Genomic DNA, 25,373 nt, shown 5'->3' on the forward strand with positions numbered 1-25,373 from the left:
ATTCGTCATCGGTTGGAGTCAGCGGTTCGGCGGCCCGCGGAATGGGTTCTCGACATATTCGGCGAGCTTCAGCGATTCTAGCGCGCCGTTCCACACATCGTTGGCGACCGCGTGGTCTTCGGGCCAATACTCCATCGTGATGAGCGCCTGCACATTGCCGCCGCGCGCCAGGCACGCCCGCGAGTGCGCCTTGCGCTTCTCCACCGGGTCGATGAAGTCAATCTCAAGCCATGCGTATTCAAGGTCGCTGCGGCGCACCTTCAGCAGGGGCCCCTTTCGCGTGCGATGTCGTACGTCGTTCCTCAAGACGACGGTGTCCATGTAGTGCTCAAGCGGCGGGAATATGCCCCAATTGACAATCGTGCCGTCCGGTCCGAGTTGCGTAACGGACACTTGCAGGCGAATGTCGTCGTCCGGCTCTTCGCCGTCGTAGAAGCAGATGGTGTCGCCCTCCGGCTTGACAACCCAGTCGCCCGGGTATTCCAAATGGACGGCGCCCCTGTTGATGACGAAAATCTTGTTTCCGGGCTTCGCCTTCCAGCGGTGCTTGTCGGACAGGTTGAATTCGCGGCTTTGCCACTTCTTGCTCATTGCTGCGCTCCGTCGCTAGGTTCGTTCGATTGCGCCTGCGCTGCGCCGCGCATTTGGCTGTCGATCCATCGTTTAAGCGCGTCCAATGCGGGCGGCGCGACGAAGAACACCTGAATGTCCGCGGGGAACTGTACGCGATGCCCTTCACTGATGAACAGCGCTCCGTTTCCCGTATTGGTCAGCGTCTCTGAGATGCGTTCTGCGATGTGGTCGAAGCGTTGCTGCGTCGTCTCCTGAATGCCGGAGATCGCCAGATTCATCACCTTCTCGCTCATCAAGCCGATGGACAGGCAGCGCTGCCAGTCGCTGTGCTCTTCGACGACAGCCCTGTCCTCCGTCGCCTCCAACGATGCGCCGCCGCTGCGCAGCGCCTGAATGAACGCGCCGCCAAACGGGTTCATCGCCTCGACCATTGCCATGCCTTCGTCATCGCCCGCGTAGATAGTCTCGTGGAACACGTGCATCACACTGCCAAGCGAGCGTTCAAGGTTCTGGATGTGGTCGCGCACTTCGGACCAGTAGCGTTCGAGCAGTTGCGTTGCGTCATTGGGCATGTCCGGCGGAAACAGGAATATCGGCACCAGAAACAGTTTGCGCCGCCCCGCGTACTGTCCGGCTTCGGGCTTCGGCATTTGCGATAAAGGTGTGGTCATCGGGCGTCCTTCCGTGCGTTATCGTGTCATAGAGATAATACCAGAATTAGAAGGTAATGACGCCAAGCGCAAGAGCCCGAGTGGTACAATGCGGCCGCTTAACACACCGACTCTAAGCTTGCCGGAGGCACGCATGACCACCATCATAGGCATCGACTTCAGTGGCGCAAAGCACGACCGAGACACCTGGGTTGCTAGCGGACGCCTGACAAGCGACGGCGCGCTCATATTCGAAGGCGCGAACATGATACGCCGCAAGGATGTGGTCAACCTTCTGATTGCCGCATACCCACCGACCGTATCCGCCATAGACTTCCCGTTTAGCGTTCCGCAAGAGTTCGCCGAGTTCCTGAACACAGGCGACGGCTTGAAGGCAATGCCGGATGTGTGGCGCACCATAGACGGAATGAGCCTTGATGACTTTTATGCGGCGCGAGACGCCTTTGTCAGCCATTTCGGCATAGAACCCAAGCGTGCCGGCGACAGAGCCCATTTCACAGAAAGCTTCTCGCCGCTGCACAAGGTCAACCCCAACATGGTTCCAATGACATATTGGGGCATCCGCATGCTGCGCGAGCTATTCAGCAAAGAGCCTAGCCGCTGGATTGTGCCGCCAATGGAAGCGTCGGGCGGCCAAGCCGAAGTCGTAACTCTGCTGGAAACGATGCCCGGCGCATTTCTCAGGGCTATTGGCGCAATCTATAAGGGATACAAGAAGCCAAAGTCTGCCCTACTGCGCGACGAACGGCGCAACGCCATCTTGGACGACATCCAGCACAATTCCGGTATCGCGCTGCCCAATTTATCCGATTTACGCGAGGTTTGCATCGAAAACGACAATTGCCTCGACGCCGTAGTTGCGGCAGTCGTGGCTGCGCGATGGGCGCAGGACGCAGCCAAATTTCGCCAACCTAACGCCGCCGAACTGCCGGCGGCAAGACTCGAAGGCTGGATATACGTCCCCAAGCCTCAGTCCGCCGAGTGAATCGGTTCGGCTACCTTTTCGATTCGCACCGCGCAGACTTTGTACTCCGGTATGCCGGAATATGGATCGAGCGCGTCACTGGTCAGGAAGTTAGCAGCGTGTTGCTGCAGCTTGACGAATGGCACGAACACCTCGCCCTGCCGCATCTTATCAGTGTAGTTTGCCCTGCCCTCTAACACGCCACGCCGCGACTTTAAGCGTATCCACTCGCCGTCTGATACCTCGAACTTCGCGCCATCGTCTGCGCTCATGCTGATTTGCAGCTCCGGCGCGCGCGCCAGCAGATTGTCCGCCCTGCGCGTTATCGTACCGCCGTGCCAGTGGTACAGGATGCGGCCGGTGTTCAATATCAGCGGGAAGCGCCTGGACGGCATTTCTTCTGCCTGCGGACCCTGGTTGAATGCGACGAACTTTGCCCTAGGACCGCGCGGGAAATCATACTCGTACAGATAGCGCGTGCCGGGGTGGTCAGGCGTCGGGCACGGCCACTGGATACCGCCTTCGATTTCAAGACGGTCGTACGAAATGCCCGCGATGATTGGAGTGTTGCCTGCCATTTCCTGCCATATCTCGGACGGATGCGTGAAGGCGAACTGGTCTTCCATGCCCAACCCAAGATTGCGGCTCATGCGCTGCGCCAAGTCGCAGAGAATGTCCCAATCCGGTCGGCTGTCGCCAATTGGCTCGACGACCTTGCGGACACGCTGCACACGGCGCTCGCTGTTCGTGAATGTGCCGTCCTTTTCGGCGAACGATGTGGCGGGCAGCACGACATCTGCGATCTGTGCCGTCTCGTGCAGGAAAATGTCCTGAACTACCAGAAACTCTAGCTTCTGCAAAACTTCTTCGGCGTGGTTGAGATTCGGCTCGCTCAGCAACGGGTTCTCGCCGGTAACATACATCGCCTTGATGCGACTGTTCTCGATGTCGCGCATCATCTCGGTGATGACATGCCCTGCCTCGTCCGGCAGCGGGTGATTGCCCCAAGCTTGTCGGAATTTGGACACTGTGTCCTTGCCGATTCGCTGATAGCCGGGGAATGCGTCGGGCAGACAGCCCGCGTCTCCGCAGCCCTGTACATTGTTTTGCCCTCGCAGCGGCGAAATACCCGATCCGGGCTTACCGAGCTGCCCCGCGACGAACGACAGGTTCAGCAGGCTGTGCGCGTTGGCCGTGCCCATCATGTGCTGCGTGATGCCCATTCCCCAGATGAGGCACGACCCGCTGAACGGCGGCTCAGCGTATATCCGTGCCGCCTGCGCGATGTCGTCCGCACGCACGCCGGTGAGCGATTCCGCATAGTCGAGCGTATATCCGTCTATTACCGAGCGCCAGTTCTCGAATTCCTCGGTGCGACCGTTCACGAAATCCCAATCGACCAGGTTCTCGTCGAGTATCACCTTCGCCATTGCGTTTAGCAGTGCGACGTCAGTGCCCGGGCGCGGTCGCAGCCACAGCTCGGCGAAGTCGCACATATCGATGCGGCGCGGGTTGATGACGATGAGCTTCGCGCCGCGTTCCAGCACCGCGCGCCGCATTCGAGACGCGGCGACCGGGTGGTTCGAGTTCGCGTCCGAACCGATAATGACGAGGCAGCCTGCCTCTTCGTAGTCTTGGTACGAATTCGAAGTAGCGCCGCTCCCCAGCGATGTCAGCATCGCCTCAACGGACGGGGCGTGACACAGGCGTGTGCAGTGGTCGATGTGGTTGCTTTGCATCAGCAGCCGCGCGAACTTCTGCTGAACATAGCCGTCTTCGTTGGTCGCCTTCGCGGAGCAGAGCGTGGAGAACTCGTAGCCGCGATACTTGGCGAGATTGTCGGCGACATATTCGAGCGCCTCATCCCAGCTCGCCTCGGTCAGGATGCCGTCCTTGCGTATGAGCGGTGCGGTCAGCCTGTCTTCGTGGTTGACAAATGTATAGCCGAATCGCCCCTTGACGCACAGCATCCCAATGCTGGACTGGTTATCAGGATCGTCGAGCATCGCCACGATGCGGTCGGTGTCGTCAACCTGTGCCTTGATGCCGCAGCCCACGCCGCAGTATGGGCAGGTCGTAGTAACCTCTTTTTCCACATTCGACGGCGGCGTCTTGACTTCGATTGCGCCCGTCGGGCATACGGACAAGCACTGCCCGCAAGTTGTGCAGACCGACTCCACTAGCGGGCGTTCCGCGAATGTGCCAATCTTGCCCTGCGTGCCTGTACCTAGCAGGTCAATCGCGCCTATGAACTGGTGCCCGTCTTGGCACGCCTGCACGCAGCGTTGGCACAGGATGCAGCTTTCCATCGCTATGTTGAACACCGGATTGCTGCTGTCAACGGCTTCTCGCTTCCTGCCCTCCCAGCGCGGGGCGGTAATACCGTGCCTGTCCGCTGCGATGGACAGTTCCTTGTAGGACTTGTGCCCGTTCGCCCCGTTTGACGGGAACATCGCGAGCGTGAGTTCCAGCACGCCCTTGCGCATCGCTTGCACTTCCGGCGTGTCCGTCCAGACGCTCATGCCGTCCGAAACGGGCACCGCGCAGGAAGCCGGATAGCCACGTACGCCCTCGATTTGTACAAGGCAAGTGCGGCAAGCCCCGATGGGCTTCATGTCCGGGTCTTTGCACAGCTGCGATATGTAAGTGCCGGACTGATTGATGGCGTCCAAGACCGTCGCAGACTCGCTGACGGTTGTCGGATAGCCGTTGATGCTGAGTGTGATGCTCATTTCGCGCCTTCCTGAGTTAACGCATTTTGTCCAGTCTGTACCTTTCCCCCTTGAAGGTGGAAGGTTAGGTTGAGAGTGATGTTCTCCCCAACTATGTACAAGCCAAAGGTGTGCTCGTCCACGACCGCCACCTACTGCCGTTCACCAGCCATCATCGCAAGTTCGTCGCCAAAGAAGTGGAGCGCGCTGAGGACGGGATTGCCCGCTGCCTGCCCCAAGCCGCACAAGGACGCGGCGTTCACCAGTTCCGCGAGCTGCCGCAGTTCGTCAAGCGCGCCAACCGGCGCCTTGCCAGCCACGATGTCATCCACCATTTTGACCATGCGTGGTGTTCCCTCGCGGCAGGGCGTACACTTGCCGCACGATTCTGCCGCGTTGTACGCCGCGAGCTTGCGCATCATATCCACCGCACTCACACTGTCGTCAAGCGCGATGACCCCACCCGCGCCAAGCATCACGCCCGATTCGTGGATGAAGCCCGGCGTGATTGGCGTATCCAGCATAGAAACGGGGAATATGCCGCTAGAAGGTCCGCCAACCGCAATCGCGCTCAAAGCCCTGTCGTCTGCGATGCCGCCGCCGATGTCGTAGATAATCTCGCGCAGTGTCGTGCCCATCGGCACCTCGGCAAGCCCCCCTCGCCGCACCGAACCGCTAAGGCTGATTATCTTCGTGCCTTTGGCGTCGTCTGTGCCGACTGCCGCGAACGCACCACTGCCGTACGCCAAGATGTACGGCACGCTGGACAGCGTTTCCGCGTTGTTAATGACGGTTGGCTTGCCCCAGAGTCCGGCTTCCGTGGGGAATGGAGGGCGTTGTCGTGGTTCTCTTCGCAAGCCTTCCATCGTGTTTAGCAGCGTGGTTTCGTCGCCGCACACATAGCCTCCCGCGCCGCGCATAATCGCCATGTCCAGCGCGAAGCCTGATGACAGAATGTCGTCGCCCAACAATCCGCTCGCGTATGCCTGCTCCAAGGCGGTCTGCATGCGCTCGGCGGATAGGTTTGCTTCTGCGTTGATGTAAATGTGCGCTTCGTGGACGCCAGCCGCGTAAGCCGCGATAATCGCGCCCTCTATCAGTCGATGCGGCACGCCTTCCATGATATGGCGGTCTTTGAATATGCCCGGTTCGCCTTCCTCGCAATTGACCACAAGGTAGCGCGGAGTGTTGTTGACCGCGCGCGCGCCGCGCCACTTCAGCCCTGCCGGAAAGTACGCGCCACCACGCCCTCGCAATCCGGACGCCAGCACTTCCTCGATAACATCGTCCGGTGGCATGGAAAGCGCGCGCGCAAGCCCGTTATATCCCCCGTTCAGGATGTACTCGCCGATGTGCAGGGCATCCCATTCGCCGCAGCCTTGCAGCGTCAGACGGTGTTGCCTTGCGAGGAAATCGCTGCTGTCAGATTTCGGTTGAGCGGTATTCGTTGCAGTATCGGAATCCGCTGATGTGTCTGAGAACATGTCCGTGTTCACATCATCAGCGGATAGGTTGCAATACTCGATAGTGCGACCGTCCGCGAACGACACTATCGCCTTAGGAGCGGCGAAACTCGCGCCATCGCAGCCTGCCGTAACCAGATATGCGTCGTTCGGCAACGCCTGCAACAGCGCGTCTGCAACTTCACCGGCGCCGACTGCCAGCGAACTGTGCGAGACCTGCACCACAACGCGCGTCTTGCGGTCGCGCGCCTGCCGTTCCACGCTTGCGGCAGCGCGAAGTGAGCCTAGAGCATCCGTAATGGCGTCCGTCAAGACGACACCTCCTCGATAATCGCGCTGACTTGAGCGACCGCTGCCCTGCCGCGCCACACGCCATCGACTTCGACCACCGGCGCGACACCGCACATGTAGGCGCAAGGCGTTTCTTCGAGAGTTACATTGCCGTTTGTGCTGTCATTGGCGAGCGCGGCTTGCGTTTCTGCCATCAGCTGCCTGCCGCCGTTAAGCCAGCAACTCAGCCCCGTGCAAACTCGAATCACATGCTCGCCCGGCTTCTGAATGCGGAGCTCGGTGTAGCTCGTGGCGGCACCATAAACTTCGCTCGAAGGTATGCCAAGATGCCATCCCACGACTTCCATCGCCCAGTTCGGCAAGTGGCCATACTCGTGCTGGAGGAAGTGCAGCGCCGGCAGCAGCTGCCCCCGACTGCGCGGGAACTTCTGCCGCAATGTGGTGCGTAGTGCGTTTCTTACTTCCCTGTTCAATCTGCGTCCCTTGTCCTCGCCTGCTTTCTGCCGCTATTCCAGAATGCGCGATGCGTGATAGCTTGGATTCAGTGCGTCAGCGCCGCGTCCCTCACCACATCCTCTATGCCCAAATCGAGCAGTGTATCATCCGGTATCGTGCCGTCTGCGTTCCAACGGCGGGCGCGATAGTAACCGTCTATCATCATATCCAAGTCAGCGCGGCTTAAGCCTACGCCCTGCGCTACGCCGGTTGGTAGCACTTCGTCGAACACTCGCTGCGGCAGTGTATCATCTTCGCGCGTCCAACCTTCGCGGATGTTGAACGCCTTTTTGAGATTGTTCACACGCTCGCCGATCGCTTGCAACTCGTCCGCGCTCACATCCCAGCCTGTGATGTGCCGGTATATCTCCGCCGATTCTTTGTACAAGTCGTCGAACGCCTTGCGCAGAAACTTGCACCATATCAGCGAGTCTAACACCGCGGAGAAGTCCTCGCCTTCCGCCGTGATTTTACCGCGCCGTTCATCCGCTTCCAGTCTATTGACGCGCGCGGAGAAGTCCGCCTCGTACGCCGATGAACGATTGTGGCACGCGCCGCGTGTGCTGACCGCGAGTCCGAGTGCCATCGTCTTCAGACTGCGCGGTTCGTACCCGGGCATCTCCAAGCCCTTGACCTGCATTGCCCAGTCCTCGCTGCCCTGCCCGACAATACGCGCGGCGCGCAAACTGCCCTCGGCGAGCAAGCCGCCTACGCCCTCACGCGCCGCAATGAGCCGGACGCACGCCAATAATTCGTCGCCGCTGCCGAAGCGCAAGTCCATTCCGCCCGTGTCGTCGAGCGTCAGAATGCCGCGCTCGAAGCACTCCATCGCCCAGGCGATAGTCGCGCCAACGCTGATGGTATCCATGCCGAGCTCGTCGCAAAGCGTGGACGCGCGAATGACGGTGTTGCCGTCAGCGACGCCGACCAGCGGACCCAAGGCGAAGGCGCTTTCGTATTCCATCCGCCCTTTCGCCTTCTTGCCGCTGTCGCTCGTCACCAGAATCTTCTCGCAGCCGATTGTGCAGTTGGCGCAATGCGCGTTCTTCACGAAGTTAGTTTCATGGAACTGCTCTGCGCTCACGCCGTCCGCGCCGTCGAATGTGGACTGCTGGAAGTTGCGCGTGGGCAGGGTGGCAAGGCTGTTGAAGACCGAGACATTCGCCATCGTGCCGAGTGTGCGGTATTTCTCGGTCGCCGGGCCCAGACTACGCCGCGTCAAGTCCGCGCCGATGCGGTTGAGCGCGTCCGGGTTTTGCACGGGTACGGCTCGCGTTCCCTTGACCGCGATCGCCTTCAAATTCTTCGAGCCCATCACTGCGCCGGGTCCGGTGCGCGCCGCCTGCCGTCCGCCGTCATTGGTGATGCTGGCGAAGCGCACCAGATTTTCGCCTGCGGGACCGATGCACGCCACGCGGGTACGATGCCCCAGACGCATCTTGACAGCCTTCTCGGTTTCAAGCGTGCTCAAGCCCAGCAGGTCGTCCGCGTCTAGGAAATCAACTTGCCCGTCGTCGATGGACAGCAGGCAGGGATATTCGCTCTTGCCTGTGATTATGAGCGCGTCGCAGCCGGATTTTTTCAGCTCGGTCGCCATGAAACTGGACGACAGCGAATCGCCGATGAAGCCGGTGAGCGGCGATTTTGTCAGCACCGCGAACTTACTGCTGGTGGTCAGGCGGCTGCCGACGAGCGGGCTGGTGACGAATATCAGCGGGTTCTGCGGCGCGAGCGGCTCGACGCCCGGCGGGCAGTGCTTGAATAGCAGATATGCGCCAAGCCCCGTGCCGCCGATGTATCGACGCAGCACGTCTTCTGACAGCGCCTCCCAGTGGCTCTCTTGGCGCGTCAAATCGACTACGAGCGCCCTGCCGTTGTATCCATAAAGCAAGCGGTTATCCCCAGTTTGCGAATTCGTCGCGCTAGATTTACTGCGCTGACTCGCGCTATTTTGCGCCATTGTATCATGTAGCGCAAGTGAGGATTCAGCCACCCGCTTGGCTGGAAAAGAGTAGCAGCGTGTCGCCGTCCCGAAGGCGCAGGCAGCCGTCGCTCACGAACTCTGTGCCGTTCAAGTTGAGGGTGTAACTTTCCAGCAAGCCGGCAAGGTCATCGCGCAGTACGACGCCGACGAGCGCGGGGCATTTCTCTGCAAGCGCAACGACCAAAGAGGCGGCGCTGGCGTTCGATGGCAGTGTCAATGCGATTGCCTTGCGACCGCTCGCAATGCGTGCCGTGCCGAATAGCTCGATCGTGACGTTAGCGGTGTGCACCGTGGTATGTTCCATCATGCTGCTACCTGCCCTCTTCAACGAGCGACAGAGCGTGCGCCAAGTCGTCCGGCGTGTTCACATTGAAGAAGCTCAACCGGTCGGCGTCGAGCGCGTCAACTTCATCATCTTGCACATACCGCACGCGAACATCGTCGAAGAAGCGGGCGATGCGCAGCTGTCCGGCTTCGAGGCGGCGCTCAATATGCGGCAGGCATGCCTTAGAGTACGCGGAGTGCGTCGGTTCGGGATAGCCTTCCAGCATTGGCACAACGGCGTCGTGCCCCTGCCGCAATGACAGAATATGCTTGATGAGCGCGGTGTTCAGGAACGGCATGTCACAGGCGACGACGAATCCCCATTCGTTAGACGCGGCGGTTAGCCCGGTGAATATCCCGCCTAACGAACCGGAGTCCGGGTAGATGTCCACGGCGGTCTTTGCGCCGGCGGGCAGCGGCAGTTCGGCGGCGCGCTCCTTGCTGTTGACCACGACGACGGTCTCGTCCGTAAGCGTGGCAAGTCGTCCGATGACTCGTGAGATTAACGGCTCGCCGCCGAATGGTTCAAGCGCCTTGTCACGGCCAAGCCTTCGGCTCAATCCGCCGGCAAGCACTATTGCTGAGACGCTTCTTGAGTCGTCCATCACCTTATTCTCGCTGCTAACCTGAATTGTCGCATCACAACCATATTATTGCGCCGCTAACTCAGCTCTGCTACGACCTGTCCCATCGACTTAGTGCCGTAGCCGCCTAGCGCATCGACTTCTGCTTTGAATGCGTCGCTGCGGATGGTTTCAAGCGCAAACTGCACATTTTCGCTATCGTAGTGTTCGCGCGGTATCACGAGGTCGTACTGCTCTGACAGCAGCGGCACGAAGTCCAGCCCCATCGCGTTTGCTGCCGACAGGATGCCCAGCCCGACATCGGCGCGCCCTCCTGCGACCGCTGCCGCAACCGCGAGATGTGTGTATTCCTCGCGGTCATAGCCGCGAATGTCGTCCGGTTCGATGCCAAGTTCGCGCAGCTTGTAGTCTAGCAAGAGCCGCGTGCCGGAGCCACGCTGCCGGTTGAGGAATGTAACATCATCTCGCGCAAGGTCGTGCAGCGCGGCGATTTGCTTGGGATTGCTGCATGGCAGAATCAGCCCCTGTATGCGCTGCACGAGATTGACCACGACCACGCTGCGCCCTTTCAGGAAGCGGCGGATGTACGACAGATTGTACTCGCCCGTTTCTTCGTCTAGCAGGTGCGAGCCTGCCATATGCGCCTCGCCTCGCGCCAGCGCCATCAGCCCGCCCATGCTGCCCACATTCGACGATGCAAGCGTCATCTGCGGCTTTGCCCGGCGCACATGGCTCGCTAGGAGGTCGAGCGTCATATCGTGGCTGCCGATGGCCACGACGGTATCGTCGATCGATTCGACCGGCCGCAGAAGTTCGACGCTGACCTCCGCGCCGGCGTCCAAGCCTTCGGAGAAGCGCGGTATCTTCACGATGCCGTCCGCGCGAACAAGCGACATTATGACACCCGCGCCGCGCATGATCGGTGATGCGACTAGTTTATCGCCGACACGACCTAGCCGAACTCGCAGAAATTCGTCCTCGCCCATAGGCGACATTGTTTTGCGCGTGATTGTCGCTTGCGCTGCGCTTCGGACTGACGCGGGGACACCCAGCATACGCTCGACCAGAGGCTTAACGAAGAGTTCGCAGGTGAGCGCCGCTGACACGGGATAGCCGGGAATGCCCAGCACCGGCTTGCCTTGCACTACGCCAAGCGCGATAGGATGTCCGGGTCGAATTGCCGTCCCATGCACGACGAGTTCGCCAAGCGATTCGATGACGCGCGCCGTGTAGTCTTCGCTGCCCGCAGACGAACCGGCGTTCACCAGTACGATGTCGTGTTGAGCCACCGCCGCCTTGACACCAGCAAGCAATGCGTCGAAGTCGTCCGGTATCGTCTGCCAAGTCGTCGCATCCCCGCCCCAATCGTCCACCATGCCGCCCAGAACCAGCGAGTTGAACTCAATGATGTCGCCGGGCTGTAGGTCGCCTCCCACCTGCACGAGTTCGTTGCCGGTCGGTATGACCGCCACGCTAGGCTTACGGCGCACAGGCAGCGAGGGCAGACCCGCCGCCGCGCACGCCCCCAAGTCCACCGGACGCAAAGTATGGTTCTCGGGCAGCACAAGCTCCGTCGCCACGATGTCCTCTCCAAGCGGTCGGACATGCTGATATGGCGCGGCAGGCGCTTGTATCTCCAATGTGTCGCCATCAACTTCGTGCACGACTTCAACCATAATCACCGCATCGTAGCCATCCGGCATGGGATCACCGGTGTCGATCCAGACCGCTTGCGCTCCAACTGCGAGGTGCAGCGGGGATGTTTCAGTCGCGCCAACCGTGTCCGTGGAGCGCACCGCAATGCCGTCCATCGCCGCCGAATCATAGTGCGGCGACGATATTTGCGCCCATATCGGTTCGGCGGTTACACGCCCTTGGGCGCTAGTGAGCGGCACGACTTCGGACTCTGTGTGGCGTAATCCGAAAACGGCGTCTAACGCCTTGAAATAGCGGTCGAGCGCATCCTCAAGCGGAATATCGCTGAGATAGTACCGCCTGCCGTGTCTATGGGATTGGGTCGTCAAATTGCGTTGTCCTGTTGCTAATAATACATTTATGTGGACGACTATTGCTCGGCGCTTCTTTCCAGCCTGTCGTCAGACGGCAATTCGCTGACGTATCATCGCCTGAGGTGTCGGGGAAATTCATCAAGCCCTATTTCATGCGAAGGTGATGGTCGCGCTTCACATTGCTACAATCATCTCGTAAATCACTACCGCCGAGTTCAAACTAAAAACAACCGCACATCCACCGTATCGCCCGCATAAAGCCCTGACCTGTCGAGCGGTACCTTTACGATGCCATCGGAGCGCACAAGCAGATAAATCAGGTTTGATTTGCCAAACACAGGTATGGCTTGCGCGCGACCGCTATCGTGTTCGATACGGACAGGGACAAAGTCTTCTCGGCCTGCATCGGAAGATATGTCGCGCGTGAGCGTTGCCTCGCACGACGCCGAATTCGGCGCACTATCAATGCCGCTCATTTGATAGATTGCCGGACGAACTATCAGGTGGAAGACGATCATCGCGGAGACAGGATTGCCCGGCAGGCCGAACACGGGCTTGCCGTCCGCCAAGCCAATGACGGTCGGCTTGCCCGGCTTGATGGAAATGCCATGCACGATGACGCCCGGCTCGCCGAGGCTGTTTATCACATCCGCGGTCAGGTCGCGGCTGCTTACCGAGCTGCCGGCGGAGAACACGAGCGCATCGCAAGCCGCAAGCCCTTCAATCGCCGCGTTACGCTGCGCATCGAAATCGTCCGGTGCGAGCGCGATAGGAATCGGTTTGCCTCCTACCTGCTCCACCAGCGCGGCGATGGTGTATGTGTTGATGTCGCGAATCTGTCCAGCGCCGACTTGCGCGCCGGGCGGCACCAACTCGTCGCCGGTGGATATTATGCCGACACGGGGCTTGCGGCACACATCAATGTGTGTGATACCCAGCGCGAGCAGACCGCCAATGTCCTGCGGTCGAATCACACTGCCTTTGGACAAGATGACATCACCCTTGCGCACATCCTCGCCGACCTGCACAACATTCTCGCCGGGCGCAACGGCGCGCAGCACTTCAATCGCGGTCTCGTCCAGAGCTTGCGTGCGTTCGACCATAACTACGGCGTCCGCGCCTTCTGCCAGCATGCCGCCGGTATAAGCCTTCGCCACCTGCCCTACTCTGAGCCGGACATTCGCCGATTCGCCCATCGGCACTTCGCCTACCAAGTCAAGGTACGCGGGTAAGCCTTCGCTCGCGCCGAATGTGTCCCGCGAGCGCACGGAATAGCCGTCCATCGAGGAACGCGGGAATGCCGGCAAGTCTTCGGGCGAGTGTATGTCAGCCGCCGTTACGCGCCCGAGCGACTCAGACACGGGCACGACCTCCACTCCGACCGACGATTTCAGCATCGGCTTCAGCGCGTCGAACGCAGCGTCCGGGGCAAGCACATTGAAGAACTCGGGCATGTTAAACCCCGCCACTCAAGACCATAGATTGTCAGCCTTCACTTCCACACGTCTAGCAAGGTTGACGCCTTTGTTGAAAACACCCATCGTTGCCGAAATCTACGTCCACCATTGATGTGCCATCGCCTTACTACAACCCCAAGATATTCCCCTCGCCGTCCACATCTAGCGCGCGCGGGGAACCCGGCAAGCCGGGCATCGTCATGATGCTGCCGGCAATTGGGTATATGAAGCCCGCGCCGACGGATGCTCGCACGTCGTTGACCTCGAAAGTGTAGCCGGACGGCCTGCCCTTGAGGCGCGGGTTGTGCGAGATGGACAGGTGCGTCTTCGCCATGCACACAGGCAGGCTGCCCCAGCCCTGCTCTTCGTAACGGCGCAGCAGCCGGCGCGTGGACGGCGCCCAGGACACATCGTCCGCGCCGTACATCTTCTGTGCCAATGCCAACACCTTCTCGCGAATCGTGGCGTCTTCGGGGTACATATAAGTGATTTCCGGTTCGTCGCCAGAGGTCGCATCTATGACCGCCTGTGCAAGATCGACGCCGCCTGCGCCGCCCTCGGTGAACACGCGCGTGTCCACGGCGGCGAATGCGCCTGCTTCCTCGCAGCCCTTCCTGACAATATCCAGCTCCGATTCGGTGTCAGACGGGAATCTATTCAGCGCGACCACAACGGGCAAGCCGAACGAACGGATCGCGCCGATTAGATGCACCAGATTTGCCATGCCGCGCTGCACTCTTTCTTCGTTCGGCTCGTCGAGCTGACGCCTAAGCGCCCCGCCGTGCGACCGCAGCGCACGCACCGTCGCCACGATAACCGCGCCGCTCGGTTCGAGGCCATTGAAGCGCGCTTTGATGTGCATAAATTTCTCGAAGCCCAAGTCTGCGCCGAAGCCCGCTTCAGTCAGCACATAGTCGGCGTATCCGAGTGCAATTCTGTCGCCCATCACCGAGCTGCAGCCGTGCGCGATATTGCCGAATGGGCCGGCATGCACGATGACCGCCTGCCCTTCCGTAGTCTGCACGAGGTTCGGCTGAATGGCGTAGCGCAGCAGCGACATCATCGAGCCGACCGCGTTCACATCTTCCGCCGTTACGGGATCGCCGGAGTTTGTAGTGCCCACCACGATGCGGCTGAGACGTTCGCGCAGGTTCTCGAGGCTAGACGACAACGCGAGCACCGCCATAATCTCGGACGCGGTAACGATGTCGAATCCGGACTCCCGCATCGGAGCATTTGGCGAGCCGCCAATGCCGCTGACAATTGTTCGCAGCGCCCTGTCTTCGACATCCGTCACGCGCCGCCAAGTTATGCCGGTCGGACCGAAGCCGGGAATCTGCCCGCGCTGCGCCACATTGTCCGTAAGCGCGGCGAGCAGGTTGTGCGCCGAGCCGACGGCGTGCGCGTCGCCGGTGAAGTGGATGTTTACTTCGTCCTGCGGCTCGACTAGAGACAGTCCGCCGCCCGTACCGCCGCCCTTTATGCCGAATATCGGACCGAGCGAAGGTTCTCGCAGCGTAGCGACGACATTCTTGCCAAGCCTGCCGAATCCTTGCGCCATGCCGACCGTCGTGGTCGTCTTGCCTTCGCCGGCGGGCGTAGGCGTGATGCCGGTTACGACAATCATCTTGCCACGCTTGCCGTCCGTGCGCTCGGCGCTCAGCGGTATCTTCGCCTTGTAATGCCCCTGCGGGATAAGCGATTGCGTGTCCAGACCGAGTTCTGCCGCAACATCCATTATTGGACGCATATTTTCTATCTCCTCATATAGCCACCAGTGATATTTCAACGGAACGCGATTCGCTCAATTTCTCAATTCAGCGTCGCAAGCGCATTCTAACACACAGCGCAATACTTACACACAGACCGTCTCTGAAAGGGGCGATGTTTAGGAGAGGGCAAAACGATTCACACACAATCCCAAATACCGTGCTGTCCTGCCAATCGTCTAATCCCAGTTAGACACGACCTTGCCCACCGTCGAACAGCGTGTACACCTATGCCGCCTTTTCCAGCGTGTAATGTGACTCAGCGGAATGCCGCGCTTGTCTCAACCCGAGTTCCGAGTTCGTTTTAGGCGTGGTCTCAGGTGCCATGCCGTCGTGGTGCACAGTGGCTACTCGTCTGCCAAGCGCGCGAAACCCATCGGGATAGTTTCTCGTGTTGCCAGGCTCTTATCCCCCGTCATACAATAACGCCCCCGCTATGGATACCAGCGAGCCGCCTTGCGCGTCTGCGGGGCATTGGTCGTAGCCCATCGATTCACCTTGCAGGTTGCTGCCCTTGCCTTGCCGGTTCAGCAATTCAAGCATAAGGTAAATGGGTGGGATGCCGCATATTCGGCGCGAGTCCGATTCGGCGCGGGAGCGTTCAAAGAATGCCGCGCCGTCTCCGTTGCAGATCTCGGTCATTGAGTCGCCGTCTTCTGCCGCGAGCTTTGCGCGCGCTATGGCGTCGAGCGGTGCGGTGTCTCCGAATGCGGGGCCCATGTGTGCCAAGTCGCCCGCTGCGATGACCAGCGTCCGGCGTCCGGCGGTGGCATCGACTAGGTAATCTACCGTATCGTTAATTCGACGGTCGTCCCACGGATTGCCCCTGCCCGATACGAAGTGATGGAACGAGCCGCACAGCACCGGCACGACTGCGCAATCTCGTCCGTCAAGGAAGTGGTGCAGCCACACGGCGGCGAGTTCGATAGAATGCTCTTTGATGTGGTGAATCTCTTCCTCGTACGCACGCTTGCCGAGCGTATCTGCCAGACCGTCGATGATGTCCGTGTCCGTCCGCAGTGTGCCGTGCGGCGTGAAGTAGCTCTGGCGCGTGGGCGTCAGCATCCCAAGCCCGCCGGAATGGTCCGTGCCGAATATCACGACCAGCTCTATGTCGTCAAGCGATGGCTTGGCGCGCTGCCACAACTCGGCGTAAGTCTTGTGGCCGCGCTGGTAGTCGATGTGCGGGCATAGCATGCCGATAAGTTCACCGACAGCAGTCTCGTCGGCAGACACGGGCGTTTCTTCGCAGTACGCTGCCATTGTGCGGGTTAGGCGTGCTACATCGCCGGGATACACCGGACCGGCATGCGACGGCGGGCGATGCCTCGCGTCATGGTATCGCCGCATCACGTCGGCGGCAGCGTCCTGGTACGCGCCATTCTCCAACAGCAGCGCGTCGTCCATCTGCTCGATAATCTGCGCGATGACATGCTCAGGCAGCGTGTTGCCGGTGTGCAGCAGCAGGCCGGAACGTAAACCGGATATATCGCGCGTACCGTCGCACAGCGATAGCAGAGGCGCAAGCGGCTGCGGGATGAGCGCGCCGTCCTCGGCAATGCCCAGACTGTCGTACAGGTAAATCATGCGCTGCCCTTGATAGTCCACCAATTGTGGCTCCAGCAGCCTCAACTTCGGATGTGTGGGTGCGCTTCTTGCCCGTTCGCTCGCCAAAATCATCGCCTCCTCATCGACGCCGACTGCGCCGCACATTTCATGGCGAAACCTCGTTCGCCGCGCTGATTATAGACCAGATGTGGTGTGATGGCTATTGGGCGGCTATCGGCAAACAGCGTTGGCTATAGCTTAGGCTTGGCAATAGCTCGGAATGCCCCTACCCTAGCCTCCCCCCCACAGTGGGAAGGGAATAAACCCATCACATCTCAGATTTGCATGAAATTGGGCACGGTGCGAACTAGTAAGTAAGAATTGCCCACATGATATAATTGGCTTCCGAAATACAAGAAGTTGACGTTGGAACGCCTTAATTTCGGAGATACACGATGGTGACCGGACTATGACGATGGCAGAGATCGGAATAGTGCTCTCAGAGGTTTTGAATGGCTCTTTACGAAGACCTGAAGGTATTTAGCGGGAACGCCCATCGCAAGCTGGCTCAATCCATCTGCGCCTACTTGGACATTCCGCTTGGCATGAGTGAAGTGTTCAAGTTCAGCAACGACAACACTTTCGTCCGGATTCTCGAGAACATCCGCGAGCAGGATGTGTTCCTCGTTCAGCCCATCGCATACCCGGTCAACGACCATATAATGGAACTGCTGATTATGATCGATGCCGCCAAGCGCGCGTCCGCAGGCAGGATCACGGCGGTCATCCCATACTTCGCATACGCCCGCAGCGACAAGAAAGACCAGCCACGCGTGCCCATCACGGCGCGGCTTGTGGCAAATCTGATAGAGACCGCAGGCGCTGACCGCGTGCTGACGCTCGAGTTGCATGCCGGGCAGATTCAGGGATTCTTCAACATCCCGCTCGACGAACTGAGCGCCATACCGGAGCTTGCGCACCACTTCCGCGACAGGCAGGTTGACAACGACATTGTGGTGGTCGCGACGGACGCCGGCGACGCCAAGCGCGCGCGCAATCTGGCATCGCGCCTGGACGCGCCGCTCGCCATCGTTGAAAAGGTGCGCTTGGGCAACACGGAGAGCGTGGAATCGACAACACTCATCGGCGATGTACAGGGCAAAACCGCCATCATAGTGGACGACGAGATTGGCACTGGCGGCACGGTCATCGCCACGGCGAACACCATACGCAGCCGCGGCGCGCGCGACATCTACTGCTACGCCGCGCACGCAGTTCTCGCCGGCAGCGCCCCGGATGTGCTGGAAAGCAGCATCATCAAAGAACTGGTCGTTACCGACTCCCTACCTGTGCCGCCCGCCAAGATGGGCACGAAGACGAGCGTAATTTCCGTCGCGCCAATGCTGGGCGAGGCTATACAGCGCATCCATAGCGGCACATCCGTCGGCGCGATGTTCAACGGCGCCGGCGCCTAGTCTGACATCGCTGGCAATACTCCAATCGCACTTCACCATATCCCTTTCCTACCCTCCCCTCTTGACGGTGGGAGGTCAGGATACGGTCGTAAGAATACTCGACTCCATCGAATTGGCGGCGGGCAAAAACGCGATTTGCCTTATAGGGTATAATGAGCGTAAGAGGTTCGCCAAACTTCGCTTGGCATACTGCCGAGGCCGCGCGTCAAGCGGGTCAACGAGCGGTTGCCGGGCATTCCTTCCGATTCGCAGGGCGGATCTCCCAACCACGGAGGCAAATCTCTCATGCTGAAATCTCTCACAAGGCTGCTAGTCGGCTCCAACGAGGGAGCAATCAAGAAGCTGCGCCGCATCGCCGAAGACATTAATAAACTCGAAGGCGAATTCGAGAGCATGTCGGACGCGGAACTCGCCACGATTCGCTACAAGTTTCGCCAGCGCATTGAACGTGGCGAGGAACTCGACGACATTCTGCCCGAGGCGTTCGCCACGGTGCGCGAGGCGGCTAAGCGCGTATTGGGAATGCGCCACTTCGATGTACAGCTCATTGGCGGCATGGTGCTGCATCAGGGCAAAATCGCCGAGATGCGTACAGGCGAAGGCAAAACGCTCGTTGCCACACTGCCCGCCTACCTGAACTCGCTCGCCGGCAGCGTGCATGTCGTTACCGTAAACGACTACCTAGCGCGCCGCGATGCCCAATGGATGGGGCAGGTGTATCACTTCCTCGGTGCTTCTATTGGCGTGCTGCAGCATGATGCCGCGTACATGTTCGACCCTGATGTGGAATCGTCTGAACGCGGCATGGAAAGCCTGCGCCGCGTGGAACGGCGAGAGGCTTATGCGGCGGACATCACATACGGCACGAACAACGAGTTCGGCTTCGACTACTTGCGCGACAACATGGTCGTGGAACTCGGCAGGCGGGTGCAGGGAAAGCGCGAATTCGCCATCGTGGACGAGGTGGATAACATTCTCATCGACGAGGCGCGCACGCCGCTTATCATCAGCGGGCCGGCGCAGCAATCGCCAAACGAATATCGCCGATTCGCGCGGCTGGCGAACACGCTCGACCGCGAAGACGACTACACCATCGATGAGAAGCACCGCACCGCCGCGCTGACGAACGAAGGCATATCCAAACTGGAGAAGATGCTGAATGTCAGTAACATCTACGGCGCGGAGAACTTCGAGCTGGTCCACTACGCCGAGAATGCGCTGAAGGCGCAGGCGATATTCGAACGGGACCGCGATTATGTGGTGCAAGACGGCGAAGTCGTCATTGTTGACGAGTTCACCGGACGCCTGATGACCGGCAGGCGCTACTCTGACGGGCTGCACCAGGCGATCGAAGCTAAGGAAAACGTAAAAGTTCAGCGCGAGTCAGTGACATACGCCACGATTACGCTGCAGAACTACTTCCGCCTGTACGACAAGCTGTCCGGCATGACCGGCACGGCTGCCACGGAAGGCGAAGAGTTCTGGAAGATATACAAACTCGAAGTAGTCGAGATTCCCACGAACAAGCCGATGGTTCGCCAAGACGACCAAGATCTCATTTATCCAAACCAAGACGCGAAATACCGCGCGGTCGTCGGCGAAATCAGGGAGCGCAGTCAAGCGGGACAACCCGTGCTAGTCGGCACGACGGACATCGATATGTCGGAGATGCTGAGCGATCGGCTGCGGAAGGCGGGCGTCAAGCACGAGGTGCTGAACGCCAAGCAGCACGAACGCGAGGCGCATATCGTCGCGCAGGCAGGTCGTCCGGGCGCGGTCACCGTCGCCACCAACATGGCGGGTCGCGGCACCGACATCATTCTCGGCGGCAATCAGGAAATGCTTGGCATTCCCGAAGAAGAGTGGCAGGCAGACCACGACCGCGTTATCAGGCAAGGCGGCTTGTTCATTCTCGGCACGGAGCGGCATGAGGCGCGTCGCATCGACAACCAGCTTCGCGGGCGTTCCGGCAGGCAAGGCGACATTGGGCACTCGCGGTTCTATGTTGCGCTCGACGATGAACTGATGCGGCGCTTCGGCGGCGACACCATCAAGAAGTTCATGAACTGGGCGATGGAAGACGAAGGGCACATTGAAAGCAAGTCTATCAGCAAGTCCATCGAGTCCGCGCAGGTGAAGACAGAGGCGTTCCACTTCGACATCCGCAAGCATCTCGTCGAATACGACGATGTGGTGAACACGCACCGCGATGTCATCTACGGCGAGCGCGAGAAGATTCTGTCCGGCTCCGACTTAAAGGCGAATATGCAAGCGATGGTCGCGGCGAATATGCAGGAACTCTTGCAGCAGCACTTGGGCGGCAATCGTCCCGAGCTGTGGAATACCGAACGCCTAGCGCGCGAACTCGGCGGCATAATGCCTATGCCGTCCGAATTCGCATACCACGACGACATCGCGGCATACTCATACGAAGAAGTGGAAGACATCATCCTGCGCCACGCCGAAGCGCTGTACGACAGCATCGAAGCCGAGCTGGGCGACGACGAGATGCGCACCCTGGAGCGCCAAGTGATGCTGCGCGTCATAGACAGCAACTGGGTGCAGCACCTCACCGCAATGGAAAACCTGCGGCAGGGCATCGGGCTGCACGCCTTCGGGCAGCGCGACCCACTGGTGATGTACAAAAAGGAGGGGCACGAAAAGTTCCAAGACTTGCAGTCGCGCATACAGAGCGACATCGTGCACGCCATCTACAACATCGGCGATATGGCGCAGCAGCATGCGCGGCTGAACGGCAGCTTACAGCACCCCAACGGCGCGAACGGCACAAACCGCCGCCGCCAGCGCTCCGGCACGAACGGCGCGTCCCGCAATGGCAACGCCAGCGTGATGACGCAGGTCGTGTCCGCGCAGCGCGAAGCCGTCCCCGCGGGAAGCCGCAAGATCGGGCGCAATTCGCCCTGCCCGTGCGGTAGCGGAAAGAAGTACAAGCGCTGTTGCGGAGCGTAGTCCCTGCCCTATTTCATACCACACAGAGAAGGCCGCAAAGGCGGACACATAGAGCATGTGAGAAGTAATGAACAACTCTCAGATAGCCGAGACTTTTGAGAACATCGCAGGCTTGCTTGAAATGAAGGGCGAAAAGGTATTCACCATTCGCGCCTACCAACGTGCCGCGCGCACCATCGAACGCCTGCCGATGGAACTCGGCGAGATGTTGCGCGAAGAGCAGGACTTGAAGGCGATCCCCGGCATCGGCAAGGCAATCTCCGAGAAGATTGGCGAGATGGTCGATACGAACTCGCTTCACTACTACGACCGCCTGAAGGCAGAGTTTCCCGACGGCATTCTGGAAGTGATGCAGATTCCCGGTCTGGGACCGAAGACCGTGCGGCGGCTATGGCTGGAACTGGGCGTTACAGATGTGTCCGGCTTACAAGCGGCGATAGACGACGGCAGGCTGGAATCGCTGCCGCGTCTGGGCAAGAAGACCGCCACCAATATCGCGCGACAATTACAGTTCAAGCGCAGCCAGAGCAAGCGAATGCCAATCGCGCGCGCGCAGCCGATATGCGACCGACTCATCGCCGCGCTGCGAGAGCAATGCCCGGAAATCAGGCAGATTATGCCGGGCGGCAGCCTCCGCCGCTACGAAGAGACCATCGGCGACATCGATCTCGTTTGCACGGCGGACGACCCGGCGCAAGTGCTGGACGCACTGGTGTCCCTGCCGAATGTCGCGGATGTGCTGGGGCACGGCGATACGAAGGCGTCGGTGTATCTGCACGACGGCATTCAGATCGATCTGCGCGTGGTGCACGAACGGCACTTCGGCGCGCTGTTGCAGTACTTTTCCGGCAATTTGCAGCACAACATTCTGCTGCGCGACAGGGCGAACCAGCTCAACCTATCGCTCAACGAATACGGCATCACCGACAAGGAAACCGGCGTCATAGAAGAGTTCGCCGACGAGCAGGCGCTGTACAAACGGCTCGGCTTGCAGTACATCCCGCCCGAATTGCGGCAAGGCGGCGGCGAGGTCAAGTTGGCGCTCCAACAAGCCATTCCAGCGCTCGTAGAATTGTCCGACATTCGCGGCGACTTGCACGACCACTGCGATTGGAGCGACGGTCGCGACCCGATGCAAGCCATGGTGCTCACCGCGAAAGAACGCGGCTTGGAATATTTGGCAATCACCGACCATTCGGTCGGCAGAGGCATCGCCAACGGGTTGAGTGAGGAGCGCCTGGAACGGCAAATATCAGTCGTGCGGGAGTGCGAGCAAAACATCGGCGGCATTCGCCTACTCGCCGGCACGGAGATGGACATCCGCGCGGATGGCACGCTTGACTACGACGACGATATTTTGCAAAAGCTCGATTGGGTTGTCGCATCCGTCCACTCTGCGATGAGCCAAGACGCCGCCACAATGACAGAGCGCATTATCAAGGCGATGCGCAATCCAAATGTCGATGCCATCGGACACCTCAGCACGCGCATTGTTGGCGGGCGGAAAGGCGTTGACGCCGATTACGAAGCGATATTCCGCGCGGCAGCGGACACCGGCACCGCGCTCGAAATCAATGCTGCGCCGGAACGCCTGGACCTGCGAGACAGCCATGCGGCGCGCGCCCGTGAACTCGGCGTGCCACTGGTCATCAGCACGGACGCACACACCACAGAAGCCCTGAGTAACGCCCGATTCGGCGTGGGCGTGGCGCGCCGGGCGTGGTGCGAACCCAGACACATCCTCAACACCCTCCCCTACGACAAGCTCATCGAATACTTGAAGACTCCCAAGCCTACGAGGATAGAAGCGTTTGCAAGACTTGCACGAGGCTGAGATAGCCGATGCCGTCACGCCGTCAGCGCCGACCGACGGGGAAGACGCCGTAGCGATAGCGCACCTGATTGGCGCGCTAGAGCGCGGCGTGGACTGGCCCACGGCTGTGCTGGAAGCGATGTCCATCTGGCGCACCGCAACCGAGACCATTGGCGACCGGCGCAACAATTACTTCGTCGGCGGCGAGGCGTTCGATTGGATGCTGATGGCGGAGCGCCTGTGCGAGGTGGCAGGAACACTAATCCCCGACGACGAACGCGAGGAGCTATTGTTCAGCGGACGCTTCCCAGAGAGTTTCGACGCAGAGCGATTCAAGGAACTGCTAGGCGCGCAGAAGCACAGCGGTTTCCTGAACTACTACTACGGAGTCGTCGTAGAAGAAGCGCTACAATTGGCGGTGGAGCGAGAAGTGCATAAGCGCGCTGTCAGCAACGGCAATCAGTACCAAGGCGACTTCTCCGAAGAGGCATATTTCCGGATATACCGCCGCAGCCTCACCGAACTCTTGCAGGATTTCTGCGCCGAAATGGGTTACATCAACGAAGGCGTCATATCGCTAAGCCAGTGCAAAGAGTTCCTGTATTGGTTGTTCAAGTACCGCATGCGAATATCGGACAAGGCAAAAGTCGCCAGCGACACGCGCAAAGGCATCGCCCAGCTCCGCGAAATCGCCGAAGCGCAGCCGCAGACCGGCGGCGGGTATGCGCCGGAGCAGCCTTAGCGCATTCCTCTACCATCCACGCAAGCCTCACGCAGACCGCGCACTTCGACACGACACATCGTCCCCAGCTGTCCCGCATTTTCGCGCCGTTCCTACTATCTTCTTTCTTTCCACGACGAATGCCTGCTCCGAAGTCACTTATGTGGATATTCGTCGGCTCATTTGCGCAGGCAGGCTGACACGATACTAGCCCTCTTCCGGCGGTTTGATGCCGCGGAACATCTGTAGAAGCAACCCGTTGTACACTAGCTTGACAACGGCACCAACTAGGAACGGCGCGCCAAGATACGCGATTCCAGCGATTACACCTGCGGCGGCTGGGCTGACGGTTTGCGCGAGATTTCGGCCGAGATTGTTCATACTCGCCATTGCGGTGCGGGATTCCGCCGGCACGATTGCCATCGTGTAGGACTGGCGGGCAGGCACATCCATATCGTTGCAGACTTCATGCAGCAGGTAGAACGCCACGGCAAGCCACACTTCAGTCGAAAGCGCCAAGCCGATGAACATCAGGTTCGCCGCGACTTGCGTGAACGCCATCGTGTTCACCAGCCCGATGCGTTTGGCGACCGGCGCAGCGAGGGAGACCGACACCACATTCAGCACTTGCGCGGCGAAGAAAATACCCGTTACTTCGAGCAGGTCAATGCCAAACTGAGTTACGAACCAGTACGATACGAACGCCCGCACCGCGAACCCGCCACCAAAGGCGTCAAGTATCGATAGCCCGGTCATTCTGTAAATCAAGCCACGCGCGGATGGCGTGCCTGCGGGAGGCGTTGGCGCGTTCTGCGGTGCCTCAGCATCGCTGGAATCCCTGCGACGCACTTCCACATCGGGAGACAACCGGGCGTACAGAGGAATGCCCACCGCAGCAATCGCGGTGTACAGCACGAACATCACCTTGTACGAATCTAGTTCGTCTATAACCCAAGACTGCTGTATCAGGTCGTGCTGAATTAGCACGGGCAGCCCAATCATCATCGAGCCAAGCGCGCGCGTGAATATGGTCGCGAGGTTGTAACAGCTGAACGCCACGGTGCGCTGCGATGGGCTGGTGTTCTCCGCAAGCACTGCGGTGTCCAGCGATATGAACGCCGTTCGGTCGCCGCCGCCGGATGTCGTTACCGCGAACACGCCTACAATCAGCAGCACTATGTAATCTGACGAAATCGAGAAGACCACGCCACCGCCGACCATCAGCACGGACATCGCCATGAACATCCGCTTGCGCCCGATTCTATCTCCCCAGAATGTGGCGAGGAAGTTCGACAGAGCGCTGCCTGCCATAATCGAGCTGAATATCAGAGTCGCCTGAATTACCCCGAAACCCAGCAGCGACAGATACACGCCGAGGAAAACGCTGATGAATCCGTAGTCAAGCGTACGCAGCGCAGCGGCAAGAATGACAATCCTGCCATTCCGTCCCACCTGCGGGAATATGTGGCTGACCGGCCGCATTACACGATTGAGCATCGGTTATGCCTCAGTCGGGAATGGTGGGACGAACGGCTTGCGAACCGCGAAATG

General features: G+C 59.8%; 18 protein-coding genes. 5 read left to right on the forward strand and 13 right to left on the reverse strand.

The features are described 5' to 3' along the window. Positions 1-18: 18 nt before the first annotated feature. Together F4X57_00950 and F4X57_00955 are read right to left on the reverse strand one after the other, a co-directional pair. Positions 19-591, reverse strand: a complete 573-nt coding sequence (locus F4X57_00950) for a hypothetical protein (GenBank protein ID MYC05744.1) — start codon at positions 589-591, stop codon at positions 19-21. Continuing rightward, complete coding sequence (locus F4X57_00955; protein MYC05745.1) at positions 588-1,145, reverse strand: hypothetical protein; 558 nt, start codon at positions 1,143-1,145, stop codon at positions 588-590. The genes F4X57_00950 and F4X57_00955 overlap by 4 nt, the downstream gene beginning before the upstream one ends. Here F4X57_00955 and F4X57_00960 point away from each other — a divergent pair. After that, a complete protein-coding gene (locus F4X57_00960) occupies positions 1,144-2,229 on the forward strand; it encodes a DUF429 domain-containing protein (GenBank protein ID MYC05746.1) in 1,086 nt (361 codons plus the stop codon). The two genes, F4X57_00955 and F4X57_00960, sit on opposite strands and share 2 nt — an antisense overlap. Here the strand turns inward: F4X57_00960 and F4X57_00965 are convergent. The 10 genes from F4X57_00965 to amrB form a co-directional block, all read right to left on the reverse strand. Continuing rightward, positions 2,214-4,940, reverse strand: coding sequence for a formate dehydrogenase subunit alpha (locus tag F4X57_00965; GenBank protein ID MYC05747.1), 2,727 nt, complete (start codon positions 4,938-4,940; stop codon positions 2,214-2,216). The genes F4X57_00960 and F4X57_00965 overlap by 16 nt on opposite strands. Before the next feature lie 131 nt (positions 4,941-5,071). After that, positions 5,072-6,694: an NADH-quinone oxidoreductase subunit F gene (locus tag F4X57_00970; protein ID MYC05748.1), complete on the reverse strand. Its 1,623-nt coding sequence runs from the start codon at positions 6,692-6,694 to the stop codon at positions 5,072-5,074. Continuing rightward, entirely contained in the window at positions 6,691-7,146 is a 456-nt protein-coding gene (locus F4X57_00975; GenBank protein ID MYC05749.1) for a hypothetical protein, read from the reverse strand. The genes F4X57_00970 and F4X57_00975 overlap by 4 nt, the downstream gene beginning before the upstream one ends. Before the next feature lie 68 nt (positions 7,147-7,214). After that, positions 7,215-9,128 carry an aldehyde ferredoxin oxidoreductase family protein gene (locus tag F4X57_00980; GenBank protein MYC05750.1) on the reverse strand — a complete coding sequence of 638 codons (1,914 nt, stop codon included), beginning with the start codon at positions 9,126-9,128 and terminating at the stop codon, positions 7,215-7,217. Positions 9,129-9,153: 25 nt separating this feature from the next. Further along, positions 9,154-9,459 carry a MoaD/ThiS family protein gene (locus tag F4X57_00985; protein ID MYC05751.1) on the reverse strand — a complete coding sequence of 102 codons (306 nt, stop codon included), beginning with the start codon at positions 9,457-9,459 and terminating at the stop codon, positions 9,154-9,156. 4 nt (positions 9,460-9,463) lie between these two features. After that, entirely contained in the window at positions 9,464-10,081 is a 618-nt protein-coding gene (locus F4X57_00990) for a molybdenum cofactor guanylyltransferase (GenBank protein ID MYC05752.1), read from the reverse strand. A 56-nt stretch (positions 10,082-10,137) separates the two neighbouring features. After that, positions 10,138-12,084 (reverse strand): molybdopterin biosynthesis protein, encoded by a 1,947-nt coding sequence (locus tag F4X57_00995; GenBank protein MYC05753.1) that lies wholly within the window; start codon positions 12,082-12,084, stop codon positions 10,138-10,140. A 200-nt stretch (positions 12,085-12,284) separates the two neighbouring features. Next, entirely contained in the window at positions 12,285-13,523 is a 1,239-nt protein-coding gene (locus F4X57_01000) for a molybdopterin molybdotransferase MoeA (GenBank protein MYC05754.1), read from the reverse strand. A 130-nt stretch (positions 13,524-13,653) separates the two neighbouring features. Continuing rightward, positions 13,654-15,276, reverse strand: a complete 1,623-nt coding sequence (locus F4X57_01005; GenBank protein MYC05755.1) for a formate--tetrahydrofolate ligase — start codon at positions 15,274-15,276, stop codon at positions 13,654-13,656. A 424-nt stretch (positions 15,277-15,700) separates the two neighbouring features. After that, entirely contained in the window at positions 15,701-17,008 is a 1,308-nt protein-coding gene (amrB, locus tag F4X57_01010; GenBank protein ID MYC05756.1) for an AmmeMemoRadiSam system protein B, read from the reverse strand. Between the two features lie 347 nt (positions 17,009-17,355). On the opposite strand from amrB, the gene F4X57_01015 reads away from it, so the two are divergent. The 4 genes from F4X57_01015 to F4X57_01030 all read left to right on the forward strand — a co-directional run bounded on the left by F4X57_01015 (position 17,356) and on the right by F4X57_01030 (position 23,843). Next, positions 17,356-18,318 (forward strand): ribose-phosphate pyrophosphokinase, encoded by a 963-nt coding sequence (locus F4X57_01015; GenBank protein ID MYC05757.1) that lies wholly within the window; start codon positions 17,356-17,358, stop codon positions 18,316-18,318. 285 nt (positions 18,319-18,603) lie between these two features. Then, positions 18,604-21,288 (forward strand): preprotein translocase subunit SecA, encoded by a 2,685-nt coding sequence (gene secA, locus F4X57_01020; GenBank protein MYC05758.1) that lies wholly within the window; start codon positions 18,604-18,606, stop codon positions 21,286-21,288. A 67-nt stretch (positions 21,289-21,355) separates the two neighbouring features. Further along, positions 21,356-23,122, forward strand: coding sequence for a DNA polymerase/3'-5' exonuclease PolX (gene polX / locus F4X57_01025; GenBank protein MYC05759.1), 1,767 nt, complete (start codon positions 21,356-21,358; stop codon positions 23,120-23,122). Beyond that, the gene (locus F4X57_01030) at positions 23,100-23,843 is read left to right on the forward strand and encodes a hypothetical protein (protein MYC05760.1); all 744 of its coding nucleotides are present in this window, start codon (positions 23,100-23,102) and stop codon (positions 23,841-23,843) included. The genes polX and F4X57_01030 overlap by 23 nt, the downstream gene beginning before the upstream one ends. A 186-nt stretch (positions 23,844-24,029) precedes the next feature. On the opposite strand, the gene F4X57_01035 is transcribed toward F4X57_01030, so the two are convergent. Beyond that, positions 24,030-25,319, reverse strand: coding sequence for an MFS transporter (locus tag F4X57_01035; protein ID MYC05761.1), 1,290 nt, complete (start codon positions 25,317-25,319; stop codon positions 24,030-24,032). Between the last annotated feature and the right edge of the window lie 54 nt (positions 25,320-25,373).

The sequence above is a fragment of the Chloroflexota bacterium genome (assembly GCA_009840355.1).
Taxonomy (GTDB): Bacteria; Chloroflexota; Dehalococcoidia; order Lucifugimonadales; family JADFKI01; genus Bin90.

Excerpts from the sequence above, each read along its gene's own strand:
- F4X57_00950 (MYC05744.1), bottom strand. The coding sequence starts at position 591 with ATGAGCAAGAAGTGGCAAAGCCGCGAATTCAACCTGTCCGACAAGCAC.
- F4X57_00960 (MYC05746.1), top strand. The coding sequence starts at position 1,144 with ATGTCCGGCGGAAACAGGAATATCGGCACCAGAAACAGTTTGCGCCGC.
- F4X57_00955 (MYC05745.1), bottom strand. The coding sequence starts at position 1,145 with ATGCCCAATGACGCAACGCAACTGCTCGAACGCTACTGGTCCGAAGTG.
- F4X57_00965 (MYC05747.1), bottom strand. The coding sequence starts at position 4,940 with ATGAGCATCACACTCAGCATCAACGGCTATCCGACAACCGTCAGCGAG.
- F4X57_00980 (MYC05750.1), bottom strand. The coding sequence starts at position 9,128 with ATGGCGCAAAATAGCGCGAGTCAGCGCAGTAAATCTAGCGCGACGAAT.
- F4X57_00985 (MYC05751.1), bottom strand. The coding sequence starts at position 9,459 with ATGATGGAACATACCACGGTGCACACCGCTAACGTCACGATCGAGCTA.
- F4X57_00990 (MYC05752.1), bottom strand. The coding sequence starts at position 10,081 with ATGGACGACTCAAGAAGCGTCTCAGCAATAGTGCTTGCCGGCGGATTG.
- F4X57_01000 (MYC05754.1), bottom strand. The coding sequence starts at position 13,523 with ATGCCCGAGTTCTTCAATGTGCTTGCCCCGGACGCTGCGTTCGACGCG.
- F4X57_01005 (MYC05755.1), bottom strand. The coding sequence starts at position 15,276 with ATGCGTCCAATAATGGATGTTGCGGCAGAACTCGGTCTGGACACGCAA.
- amrB (MYC05756.1), bottom strand. The coding sequence starts at position 17,008 with ATGTGCGGCGCAGTCGGCGTCGATGAGGAGGCGATGATTTTGGCGAGC.
- F4X57_01015 (MYC05757.1), top strand. The coding sequence starts at position 17,356 with ATGGCTCTTTACGAAGACCTGAAGGTATTTAGCGGGAACGCCCATCGC.
- secA (MYC05758.1), top strand. The coding sequence starts at position 18,604 with ATGCTGAAATCTCTCACAAGGCTGCTAGTCGGCTCCAACGAGGGAGCA.
- polX (MYC05759.1), top strand. The coding sequence starts at position 21,356 with ATGAACAACTCTCAGATAGCCGAGACTTTTGAGAACATCGCAGGCTTG.
- F4X57_01035 (MYC05761.1), bottom strand. The coding sequence starts at position 25,319 with ATGCTCAATCGTGTAATGCGGCCGGTCAGCCACATATTCCCGCAGGTG.